Below are 12,256 nucleotides of genomic sequence, written 5' to 3' on the forward strand. Positions count from 1 at the left end.
TGACTTCTTGTGTATCAAAACAGACGCTTATTTTCTCTTGGGAATTTTATTTGAAAACAATTGAAAAATGACATTTTTTTCCACTGGACGGCCAGGAATCATTTCAGCAATGATGCTGTTCTTTATAGTATTTCGGAGATTTCTAAATGGAGATGTATCTGGAGGATCCAATACTCAATGAGAGTATCCAGAGAATTTTGGGACTGGCAACGCTGTCACTTTATGGTGAACCTGTCGAGTATGCGGTAGAAGTAATCGTCAACAAAGTGAGACGTTATTTAGTATTGAAGAAGTCGGGCGATCCCCTGACTAATGTAAAGCAATATAAAAACATCTTGGTGAATCTCGCACAGAATATACATCCAAGCATGCCCGACTATGAGCGAACCATTGCTTATGCTGCCTCGCTCATTGTGATCGACGAAATTATCGCCACCAGCATGACTCCATTTGTGCAAAAGACAAACTGCAGCAAACATCCGTAGAAATACAATTGATTTCGGCTGTGTGATTCGCAGACATCGTTTCAATTAAAATGAGGCGATGGGCGACGAAAATCGGAAACGATTACGATGGATTCAGCTGTATGAGGAACTCGGCAACGCGGGCACGGCTTGTCTGCGCTGCGGTATCTCAAGGCCGACACTGGGTAAGTGGTGGCGGCGATATCTAGAACATGGATTGACGAATCTTCAAGATGAGAGCAGCAGGCCAAAAACGTCGCCAAGTCGGAAAGTTCAACCAGAGTACGAGCAGCAAATCGCGGATCTTCGGAAGCGCAAATTGGGACATCGTCGGATTCAAAACGAACTGCGGCGACTGTATGATCTTACGTTGTCGACATCGACCATTCACAAGGCCTTGGATCGTCTTAAAAAGCCGCATCTGAATCACAAGCGTGCGTTCAGAAAGCCGTTCATCAGATACAGTCGTCCAACGTCAGGTGACCGCGTACAAATGGATGTCTGCAAGATCGCACCTGGGGATCTATCAGTACACAGTGATTGACGACCGCACACGCTATAAGGTTCTACGGCTCTATTCACGCAGAACCGCAAACAATACGATGGATTTCTTTGATGCCGTCATAGAGCAAATGCCATTTGCCATTCAACGGATTCAGACCGATCGCGGGCGCGAATTTTTTGCTATCAAATTTCAGGAGCAGCTTCTGGAATGGGGTATCAAATTTAGACCAATTAAACCGGCGTCCCCCCAACTGAATGGCAATGTTGAACGCTCACAACGAACTGATCTCGATGAGTTCTGCGCAACTGTCGACCCCAGAGATCCAGAGCTTCACCGCTTGCTTGCAGAATGGCAGCACTACTACAACTGGGACCGCTCACATAGTTCCTTAGAAGGCAAGACACTTATCGAACGCCTCAGCAGCCTTGCAGACAAGGTTTCTATGGGAAGAAGTTGCGGCGAACTTCGACCCGTCAAAAGAGCATATCCAGGAGCAGAGCTATCGTGCTTAACTAGCCCTGAGAAAATTGAAATGATGTCTGCGAATCACACATTTTATGCGCTGAATCTATCAGCGAATAGAAGCTTGATCAATACAGGTCCCTTGTACCCATCTCATTTTGGTGCAACGAAATTTGCGGCTATCGCTCTACACCAGAGAACATTACGCACGCTTGTTACTCAACTGATTTTTTACAAGAGGCCTGTATAACAACTCCGTAAGGCTGTATCAGAGAGAGAATCGCATAGTTCCGAGGCTGCCTACTTCGACAACTCCATCGCTGTTGACGAAAGAACGGGTTCCTTCAACCAAGATAGTATTGTCCGTCAAATAGGCGCCATTCCAATTATCAACGATATTGTAAGGACGCTGATCCGGGCGCTGAGCACCGCCGAAGGAAAGATTAAATGGCGCAACGCCATCTTTTCCCTGGCCTTTGTTGAAGACCCAGCCATATGTGCCGACATTCCCTTCCACCGAAAATGCGCCGATAGGGCCGTAGTTGGAGCTGTAAACGCCAGTAATTACACCATTCGACGGATTCGCCGAAGAAATCTTCAATGTGAAATTCTTGTCCGCAGATTTATAAGTTCCAATTGCAGGTACGTTACTCATTGTGAATTTCCTTTCATAGGGAGTAGGAGGCAGCCAGGCGCATCTGTTCCGCTTCTGCGCAATTAATGGTAGGTCATAAAAATCCGGATAGCACCCTGTCAAAAGTGGCAGTATTCGTTTACTGGACGTCACACGACGGTACGGTAAGGCGTCCCCTTTTCGTTCATCGGGAACCAGCGTATCACCCGGGGGAAATGATCAGGCGAACTGAATTTCACGTGAACGCCATTCTTTCGGAAAGACAACTGACGGCTTCAGATTGGGTTCGAAAAGAGATGTCCATAGCGAATGTCAGTTCAGGTTTGAGTTAGAGGCTGTTGCGAAATTAACCTGGCGTTGTTGCGTCGGGGCGGCCATCCGCTCCTAGCCGTACTGCTCGTACTGTCTTCGTCGGCGCGCCTAGCCATCTGTGTTCGCAACAGCCTCTTAGTACAATTTATCGAGCATTGTTTTCATCGATAATTTTGCGTCTTTCTCGAATTTCCCCCATTTGAATTTTTCCGCGTGCGGCGGATTTTTTTGTTGGCGTAGACGTGCTGCACGTGTCTTCGTGCGGGTTGTCGCGCCGGCGGCCATATTGTGGTCCCACCGTTGGCCAATTGCGGCTGTCCTGATGTGAACTGAAAGCCCACTTCCTCGCGCCAGCAAGAATGAGCGCAGCAACTCCGGATAGGCTGGATTGGCGGCGTGTCTGATGGAGTCTCAGTGCACAAGCGCTGTTCGCCAAACACGTACGCGCGGGGTATGCTTGAAAAATCCAAATTCTCCGAATTCCTCAAACACATCAAAATAGCGAAACACTGGCCCAAGTATCGCATCCGCCATGGTGAAGCGTTCCTCGCGAAGTAAGGGCCATTGATTAATTGCGCTTCGATCTGCTCGAACTTGCCCGCGATGTCTGCTGCTTTGGCTCCGAGCACATGTTCATCGGCTGCGTTATAGAAAGCGCCGATTGTGTTGAGGACGGCTGAACCAAATTCAATCCACCCTCTATGCTTCGCCCTTTCCAGCGCATCCTCGGGGTTCAGGTGCGGATATGGTGTTTCAGTGAGCGGCTTACGGTGGATGCGTCCACAGTGTTTCGTACGCTGCTGCGGATCGCGAAGAATTTGGGGCGGCGGCTCTTCGACCGTTCGCGCGTCGGCTATTTGCCATCAGAACTAGCTCAGGAACTGGCCAGCCATGGGGAGCAGATGGAGGTTCAGCTTGAAACGGCGCGTTCGGTGGCGCAGACGAATCCCGAGCAAGTGTCGGGACACGATGCGCATCATCACGACCGATACCATCCTACATGGACTCGTCGCCCCGGCGCTGACATTACTTCATCGAAGTCATCCACTGTTGAGTTTTGATTTGCATGCCGGAAATGAACTGACAAGCCTTACCCGACGCGGCGCGGATATTGCCCTCCGCGCCACGAAGAAGCCGCCCCAGCATCTGGTGGGCAAGTATGTAGGGCCGATTCAGGTTGCGCTGTTTTCTGCGAAGAATGCAGGAATGAAGAGGTTCGACGCCCTTGTTGCAGGCAAGAGCAGTTGGATTGCCCCCGATGACGCCGTGCCAGAGCATCCTTTGGTGATCTGGCGCAATAAACATTTCCCAAGGATCAGTCCGACCTATCGAGTAAATAGCATCCTGACCGTAGCTGAACTCGTCGGCCAAGGCCTTAGGATTGGGATCCTGCCTATCTTCATGACGCAAAATCAGCCTGATCTCACTCAGCTTACCGAAGTACTCGATGAATGCCAAGCGGAACTACGGCTGCTCACGCATACCGAATCGCGACATCTACGGCGCCTGTCGATTGTGTTCAACTATCTTTCACAGAGCCTTAAGCTGGATTGAGATTCCTGCCCTCTTTTTTCGCATACAAACCAACAACCATGCAATGGCTTACGGCCGTCGCAGCGACAAATTGCACAATCGTATTTTCGCAAATTTGGTTAATGTACGATCGTGTCCTTCCAACTTCCAGCGTCCCGCCTGAACCACATTGAATGCGGCTGCGACTGCACCTGCAATCGAAGCAATCAGGAAGCTAATCAGCCATGTCCGGTCAATGCTTCTGACGTGTGCAAAACTCCACCCGGAAACTCCGAGCGAAATTACAATCAATAAAAGCGCCAGGATAATTGCGGTCCCTGCCCTGCGTTGCGGAGCGGTCGCAGCACCAAAATTGACGAACGCGAAGCACATAACAAAGGAAGAAATAATATTGAATAGATGGTTTGTAAATTCGCCGCAATGAAAAAACTGCGTGAAATATTCAAACGAATAACGGACCAAGAAAAGCATCATCAGTCCGATGGGAAATACCAGCGCCCATCTCACCCTATTTGGCAAAGTCTGCACGATCAGCAGACCGCCATGCTTATCCAACGCAAACCAGCTTTCTCTAGAGGTTCTAAAAAAATTGTTGAGCGCCATAAATACGCCTTTTAAATCGGAAAATTAAAACGAAATTTTGTCGATCCATTCTTGGATCGATAGAGATTTTTAGTCAAACCACTGACAACATTCTTTGTAGAGAATGTGTAAATATCGCACCGCTGATAGAACCTTGATATCTATTCCCCATCAGTTAACCTTGACCGAAAACAGGACTGTTCCGCTGGCGCCCGGTGCGAGTGGTCCCGTAAATTTCCAATTCAATGGGCCGGTTCCGCCCGCAGCCTGAGCCGTGCTGCATGCCACTGTCGGTGCAGGCGGTTCATTGGCCGGCGTGTTCTTCACGCATACCGTGAGTGTCGCGGGGGTCGCACCTGTAGTACTCGCCACAAAAGTCGTGAACTGTGGCGTTGCGTCGTTTATCAGCAGATTACTGATAGGACCCGTGCCGTTGTTCGTGTATGTGATGCTGTACTCCAGCACCTCACCCGACTTAGCCTGGTTGTTGATGCCAAACGCACCGCTCTGCGTCACGTTCCTGACCTCTTTCTTCAAATCGAGCGCGTTATCCGACACCGTGGTCACATCATCCAGGGTGTAGCTGGCACTCAGCGCCGGGTTCGCATTGGCGAAGGTAAAGTTAGCCTGCACCTTGGCGTCGTTGCTGTTGCCCTGTTGCGCCGAGGCCGGAACAAACTCCTGCACGATGATGCACACGGCCTGCCCTGCTGTCACCGTCGTGGCTACAGAAGGCGGATACAGTTTGGCGGCACCGGGCTGCAGGCTGCCGGAGCAGGTTGGGTCGGCAAAGATCACTTCGCTCCAACCGCTAATGGTTGGCGTCGCAATTGAACTGGCAATCTGAAAGCTCACACTGCCACCAGTACCGGCGGTGAAAGTGTGTGCGTAAGTCACTGTGCTCCCAGGCTGGCCGGTCTTGGCGCCGCTGGTGGCAAAAGTGCTGGGATCCACCTGGCCGAAATTCAGCCCGCTGTTGCCGCTGCCGTTCCATGTGAAAGCAATAGTGTCAGGCTTGCCATTGCGCGTGTAGGTGTAAGTCCCCCCGGCCGCGGCCGTCGCCGTCCCGGAAGGCAGCGGCGTGCTGCCAACCGACGCGCCGGTCGAGATACGGATGCCGCTATTGGTCTCGTTGACACACAAGCTTGCGCCCACAGCGGTCGAGAACGGTACGCTCAAAGAGTAGTTGCCGCTGCCGTCGGTGACTGCGCTACTGATCGCTGCATTGCTGACGCAATTGGTCAGCGTCACGCTTACTCCGGCGATACCGGTTTCAGCGCCATTGATCAGCCCGTCGTTGGGCGTGCCCGCACCGGCGCCGTTGTCCAGGAAAACGCGGCCGCTGACACCGAACGCGAAGCTATTGGTAAAGGTACAGCGGATGTTAGCGCCAGCCACCATGTTAGCCGCCGGAATGCTCAACTGATTGCCGTTCAAGCTGCCGAAAGTAGCTGTCGGGTTGCTGCTGGCCAGATCAACGCAACTGGCGCTGACAGGATTTGCGGGCCAGCCGGCTGGTGAAGTTTCGGTGATGCTAGCCGCTTGCCCGGCAAGTCCTGTCAGATTCGAAGCGCCGTTCGCAGTGCCAGCGCCCACCACGGTGATGGTGTCAGTACCGGTACTGAGACCGCTTAGACCGAAGTTGAAGGTATTGCTGCCGCTACCGCTGGTGGTCGTTTTGATGATCTGGACCTTGGGCACCGTAGGGGCGAAGGTGTAAGGCTGCGGGCTAGGCAGGTAATTGTTGCCTGCCACGGTGAACGTGCCGGACAGGGCTACACCGCCAACGCTCACCCCTGTCGTGCTGTAGGTTCCAGGATTAAGGGTGGTAGCATTGATCGAGCAGGTACCCGCCGCCACCGTCGTACAGGTGCTGGCCACGCCGACGCCTGCGCCGAAATTCACGCTGGGGGTGGCCGCGAAAGTGACCACGGCGCCTGCAACCGGATTGCCGCTGGAGTCACGAATGAATGCTTCCAGCACATCCTGCGCCACACCGTTTGCAGGCTGGTTGTTCGTCACGACGCGCAGGCCGGAGTTGCTAGCGTCCGCCGACTTCTTGGTATTGGTGTAGGTGCAGACGATGACGGTATCGCTTGCGCCCACCGTCAGGGTACTGCCCGACAGGCCGCTGGTGCCGGTACAAGCCACTGCGCTGCTGTAGCTGGTGGCAATGCCGCTGGTGAAAGCCTCGGCCAGGTTGATAACGCTGCCTACCAGGACGGTTGTGGCCGTACCGGTGTCGATCTTGTTGACGCCAGTCGCGGTCGACGTCAGTGTGCTCAGGCCGGTACCGGTGACGCTTACCGTGTCGCCCGCAGTCGCGCCCGACCAGCTCTTTGCCAGCGTGACCGTCGCCGTCTTGGTATTGGTGAAAGTACAGGCGAGATTATTGCCAGATCCCGTCGCGGCCGCGTCCAGTGTCAGATTTCCGTTGGCCAGGTCGGCGGTCGCGGTGCCGCCGGAGCCCATGCCGGTACAGCTGGCTGCAGTCAACACGTAGCCGCTCGGAATCGCTTCGGTGATAACGGTCACCGCGCCCGACGTGGTCAGCGTCTGGACCGGGCCGCTAACCGGCGTACCGGCCGTGGCGGTGGTCAGAGTCTGCGCGGTGATGCCGTTAGTCCCGCTGAAACTGAAGCTGCCCACGCCACCTTGGCTCACCTTGCTGATGGTCAGCTGCGTCTTTCCAGTATTGGTGATCTGACAGATGACGGCTGCGCCTGCATCCGCCGCGCTCAAAGTCAGCGTATTGCCGCTCAAGACACCGCCGCCGGTGCAACTCCAGGCGCTAGCCACATAAGTGCTGGTATTGACCACACCTGCGGTCGACTCCGACAGGGTGACAGTATCGCCCACCGCCACCTTTTGCGCTCCACCGACATCTGTCTCGTTCGGAGTAGCGGCTCTCGCGTCGAGATTGTAGCTGTAAGCGACATTGTGATCCAAGCTCGCCACACCGCCACCTGTCGCCGTCAGGCGGAAGAAATCGTTGACGGCCGCATTGACCCAGTTCTTGCGCATTTGCAGGGTCGGCGACTTGGCGTTGGTGACCGTACAAACGATGTTGGAACCCGCCGCCGTCGCCGCTGCGTCCAGCGTGAACTGGTTCTTGTTCTGCGCGGCTCCTCGTGTGACCGTGCCGCCAGCGCCCATGCCGGTGCAACTGACGCTGGAGATAACATAGTCGGGCACCACGTTACTTGGCGTGTAAGTTTCGGCGAAGCTGGTCGCCGTGCCCGCCGCGGTCAAAACCTGGACCGGCCCGTTGACCGGGGTTCCCGCCACGCTGGTGGTGATGGTCTGCGCTGTAATACCGTTGGTGCCGGTGAAGTCGAAGCTGCTCGCCCCACCCAGGCTGATCTTGCTGATCTGCACGGTCGCCGGCTTCATGGTGTTGGTAATCGTGCAGCTGATGTTATCGCCCGCCACTGGCGTCACATTGATCGGCAGGCTGGTCAGGCCTGACACGTTGGTCACGCCGCCGACATTGGTACAAGCCACGCTTTGGCTGTACTGGCTCAACACTGAACTGCTGCCTGCCGCCATCGCTTCGTTGAGCGTGTAGGCCGTGCCTGCCGTGGCGGTAAAACTGTATGCCGGCGAAGTGATGGATGTGCCCGAACCGGTGGTGTTGGTTGCCGCCGGTGCGCCGGTACCTGTACCGGACAACGCAAACTGGTCGGCTGCCGCAATACGCCCAGTGCTGCCCAATGCCTTTTGGAGCGTCAGCACCACCGGTTTCGGTGTATTGGTAATCGTACAGCTAATATTGTCGCCTGCGACTGGCGTCACATTGATTGGCAGACTGCTCAGGCCTGACACATTGGTCGTGCCGCCAGCATTGGTACAAATCACACTTTGACTGTATTGACCCAGTACCGAACTGCTACCCGTCGCCATTGCTTCGTTGAGCGTGTATGCCGCGCCTGCCGTACCGGTGAAACTGTATGCCGGCGAGGTCACCGCGGTGGCGGTACCCGTCGTATTGGTTGCAGCCGGCGCGCCGGCTCCCGTGCCGGACAGCGCAAACTGATCGGCGGCCGCAATACGGCCGCTGCCACCCAATGCCTTTTGGAGCGTCAGCACCACCGGTTTCGGCGTATTGATAATCGTACAGCTGATGTTGTCGCCTGCCCTTGGCGTTACATTGATCGGCAGGCTGGTCAAACCTGCCACGCTGGTCGTGCCGCCAGCATTGGTACAGCTCACGCTTTGGCTGTACTGACTCAGTACCGAACTGCTACCTGCCGCCATTGCTTCATTGAGCGTGTAAGCCGTGCCTGCCGTACCGGTGAAACTGTACGCCGGCGAGGTCACTGTAGCAGCAGTACCCGTCGTATTGGTTGCAGCCGGTGCGCCGGCGCCCGTGCCGGACAATGCGAACTGGTCGGCCGCAGCAACACGGCCGCTGCCGCCCAGCGTCTTTTGGAGCGTCAGCACCGCCGGCTTCGGTGTGTTGGTAATCGTACAGCTGATATTGTCGCCTGCGACTGGCGTCACATTAATCGGCAGGCTGGTCAAACCTGCCACGCTGGTCGTGCCGCCAGCATTGGTACAGCTCACGCTTTGGCTGTACTGACTCAATACAGAACTGCTGCCGGCCGCCATTGCTTCGTTGAGCGTGTAAGCTGTGCCTGCCGTGCCGGTGAAACTGTATGCCGGTGAGGTCACTGCAGCGACTGTGCCCGTCGTATTGATCGCGGCAGGCGCGCCGGCACCTGTGCCAGACAGCGCAAACTGGTCGGCCGCCGCAATACGGCCAGTGCCACCCAATGCCTTTTGGAGCGTCAGCACAACTGGCTTCGGCGTATTGGTAATCGTGCAGCTGATATTGTCGCCTGCGACCGGTGTCAGATTAATCGGCAGGCTGGTCAGGCCTGACACGTTCGTCGTGCCGCCAACATTGGTACAAGCCACGCTTTGGCTGTACTGACTCAATACCGAACTACTGCCTGCCGCCATCGCTTCATTAAGCGTGTAGGCCGTGCCTGCCGTAGCGGTAAAACTGTACGCCGGCGAAGTGATGGATGCGCCCGAACCGGTGGTGTTGATCGCAGCCGGCGCGCCACTACCTGTACCGGATAACGCAAACTGGTCGGCCGCCACAATACGGCCAGTGCCACCCAACGCTTTCTTGAGCGTCAACACCGGCGATTTCGGCGTGTTGGTAATCGTGCAGCTGATATTGTCGCCCGCCACTGGCGTTACATTGATCGGCAGACTGGTCAGGCCCGACACATTGGTCGTGCCACTAGCATTGGTACAAGCCACGCTTTGGCTGTATTGGCTCAGTACTGAGCTGCTACCTGCCGCCATCGCTTCATTGAGCGTGTAAGCCGTGCCTGCCGTACCGGTGAAACTGTATGCCGGCGAGGTCACCGCGGTGCCGGTACCCGTCGTGTTGGCCGCAGCCGGCGCACCGGTACCCGTGCCGGACAACGCAAACTGGTCGGCGGCCGCAATACGGCCAGTGCCACCCAGCGCCTTCTGGAGCGTCAGAACTACCGGCTTCGGCGTATTGGTAATCGTGCAGCTGATATTGTCGCCTGGCACTGGCGTTACATTGATCGGCAGGTTGGTCAGACCCGACACGTTCGTCGTGCCGCCAACATTGGTACAAGCCGCGCTTTGGCTGTACTGGCCCAGCGTCGAACTGCTGCCCGCCGCCATCGCTTCGTTGAGCGTGTAGGCCGTACCTGCTGTCGCAGTAAAACTGTATGCCGACGAGGTGACGGATGTACCCGCACCGGTAGTGTTGGTTGCGGCTGGCGCCCCGGTACCCGTACCGGACAGCGCAAACTGGTCAGCTCCCGCAATACGGCCGGTTCCACCTAATGCTTTCTTGAGCGTCAGCACTACCGGCTTCGGCGTGTTGGTAATCGTACAGCTGATGTTATCGCCAATGACTGGCGTCACGTTGATCGGCAAGCTGGTCAGACCCGACACGCTGGTCGTGCCGCCGACATTGGTACAAGCCACGCTTTGGCTGTACTGGCCCAGCGTCGAACTGCTACCTGCTGCCATGGCTTCGTTGAGCGAGTAGGCCGTGCCTGCGGTGCCGGTAAAACTGTACGCCGGCGAAGTCACCGCAGCGGCGGCACCCGTCGTGTTGGTCGCAGCCGGCGCACCGGTACCCGTGCCGGACAACGCAAACTGGTCGGCCGCAGCAATACGGCCGCTGCCGCCGAGCGCCTTCTGGAATGTCAGCACCGGCGACTTCGGTGTGTTGGTATAAGTACAGACGATGGCCTTGCCGAGATCACCGACTCCGATCACCAGGGTGTTCGTTACCTGGCCGTTAGTACCGCTCAAGACATTAGCCGTGGCGCCGCCGTTGGCGGTACAGGACAAGACTGTGTTGTAGTTCGTCAGCTTCCCCGTGGTCATGGTTTCTGCCGGGAAGGTGATGGTATTGCCGACTGCAATGCTTGCGACATTACTGCTGCCAGCGGTGGCGTCCGTCGCCGTGAACGCGAAAGTATTGTTCGGGTTCGGGGTGAAGGGATTGTTACCGCCAGTAGTGGCTCCAATGCTGGCGACATCGCCTGAATTGCCGCCGGCCGCCCATGTTTTTTTCAGCTGCAAGGTGAGCTCATTGAACTGGATGACAACCAGACCATTGCCTGCGGCTGATCCTGTCGACGAGCTAGACGCTCCGCCTACACCAACCCCGGATTGATACAATGAGCTGGTTGCAGCGGGATTGGGCGGACTCACCGCTCCGGTGTAATTTGCGTTCGGACCCGCAGTAAGAACTCCACCTGACACCGATGCAGAAAGATAGCCAGAACCGCCGCCGCCAGGACCGTTCCAGGAACATCCTACAACCAGCGGATTTGGCGTGTTGGTACACTGCGCCATCCCTCCACCGCCACCGTAGAAACCGCCGCCGCCACCGCCGCCCCCCTCGTATTGGGCAGGAGTACCTGAGCCCGCCGGGGCTGAACATCCTGTTCCGCCCTGGAAGGCACTGCCCGCCGTACCGCCGGCGCACGACGACGCTACAGTGCCTGCATCGGGAGTACCGAGTGCGCCACCGGCAGCCTGCGTCCCTCCCTGGCCACCCTCAAGGGTACTGCTACCGCCGCTGGCTCCCCCTCCGCCGCCGGCAACGCCGCCAAAGGAAGTGCCAGCCGCCCCTATCGAATTCCAGAAGTTGCTGCCGCCGCCACCGCCAGCGACCATTTGCGCGGTTCCTGCAGCGAATTCGGTGACGCCTCCCCACAGAGCGCTCATGCCGCCGCCTGAAGAACCGGTTGATGCCTGGTTGTTGGCATTGTTGGCTCCGCCTCCTCCGCCTCCTCCTCTGCCATAGGTTGCTGCCATTGCTCCGTTCACACCACCTTGGCCAACGGTGATCGCCATGCCCGTACCTGGCGTTACGGCCACATTTCCAGTGGCGTAACCGCCCGCGCCGCCGCCGCCCGAGAAAGTCGCAGCCGGAGCCGAGCCGCCACCGCCGGCACCCCACATCGTTACATTCACTGAAGAGATCCCGGCCGGAACCGTGAAGGTTTGTGTCCCTCCCGAGTAGGTGAAGGCTACGCAATTGCTGTAGCCCGCTTGAGGGGTACATGTCGTCGCGGCTGCGTGAGTCTCGTCTGTCATGATCAGCATGAGCATGACGATCAAGATGATTTTGCCTAAAACCCCAAAAAACCGATGGGTAACATCAGCGCCGAACCCGCTTGCTACCCTATGCTCTTTGTTAAAGAGAATTTGAGATAGGCCAGCCAAAAACTGCAAGGAATCCCTGCCTGG

The 12,256-nt window shown here is 56.4% G+C and carries 5 protein-coding genes and 1 pseudogene; 3 read left to right on the plus strand and 3 right to left on the minus strand.

The genetic code is table 11. The annotated features are described in order from the left end of the window. The first annotated feature begins 146 nt into the window (after positions 1–146). Both LT85_RS18425 and LT85_RS18430 read left to right on the plus strand, forming a co-directional pair. Positions 147–485: a hypothetical protein gene (locus LT85_RS18425; protein WP_038491741.1), complete on the plus strand. Its 339-nt coding sequence runs from the start codon at positions 147–149 to the stop codon at positions 483–485. A gap of 58 nt (positions 486–543) precedes the next feature. Beyond that, positions 544–1,481: pseudogene (locus tag LT85_RS18430) on the plus strand (IS481 family transposase). 218 nt (positions 1,482–1,699) lie between these two features. On the opposite strand, the gene LT85_RS18435 reads toward LT85_RS18430, so the two are convergent. Next, complete coding sequence (locus LT85_RS18435) at positions 1,700–2,086, minus strand: hypothetical protein (RefSeq protein WP_038491744.1); 387 nt, start codon at positions 2,084–2,086, stop codon at positions 1,700–1,702. A 1,260-nt stretch (positions 2,087–3,346) separates the two neighbouring features. Between LT85_RS18435 and LT85_RS18440 the strand changes: the two genes are divergently transcribed. Beyond that, positions 3,347–3,931: a LysR substrate-binding domain-containing protein gene (locus LT85_RS18440; RefSeq protein WP_253273572.1), complete on the plus strand. Its 585-nt coding sequence runs from the start codon at positions 3,347–3,349 to the stop codon at positions 3,929–3,931. 48 nt (positions 3,932–3,979) lie between these two features. On the opposite strand, the gene LT85_RS18445 is transcribed toward LT85_RS18440, so the two are convergent. Next, positions 3,980–4,513 (minus strand): hypothetical protein, encoded by a 534-nt coding sequence (locus LT85_RS18445; protein ID WP_038491747.1) that lies wholly within the window; start codon positions 4,511–4,513, stop codon positions 3,980–3,982. Between the two features lie 150 nt (positions 4,514–4,663). Continuing rightward, entirely contained in the window at positions 4,664–12,118 is a 7,455-nt protein-coding gene (locus LT85_RS18450; protein WP_253273766.1) for an Ig-like domain-containing protein, read from the minus strand. Between the last annotated feature and the right edge of the window lie 138 nt (positions 12,119–12,256).

Origin of the sequence: Collimonas arenae (assembly GCF_000786695.1) — a bacterium.
GTDB lineage: Bacteria > Pseudomonadota > Gammaproteobacteria > Burkholderiales > Burkholderiaceae_D > Collimonas > Collimonas arenae_A.

Bases quoted from the DNA above. Each gene is read 5' to 3' on its own strand.
- LT85_RS18425 (WP_038491741.1), top strand. From the start codon at position 147: ATGGAGATGTATCTGGAGGATCCAATACTCAATGAGAGTATCCAGAGA.
- LT85_RS18435 (WP_038491744.1), bottom strand. From the start codon at position 2,086: ATGAGTAACGTACCTGCAATTGGAACTTATAAATCTGCGGACAAGAAT.
- LT85_RS18440 (WP_253273572.1), top strand. From the start codon at position 3,347: ATGCGCATCATCACGACCGATACCATCCTACATGGACTCGTCGCCCCG.
- LT85_RS18445 (WP_038491747.1), bottom strand. From the start codon at position 4,513: ATGGCGCTCAACAATTTTTTTAGAACCTCTAGAGAAAGCTGGTTTGCG.
- LT85_RS18450 (WP_253273766.1), bottom strand. From the start codon at position 12,118: ATGCTCATGCTGATCATGACAGACGAGACTCACGCAGCCGCGACGACA.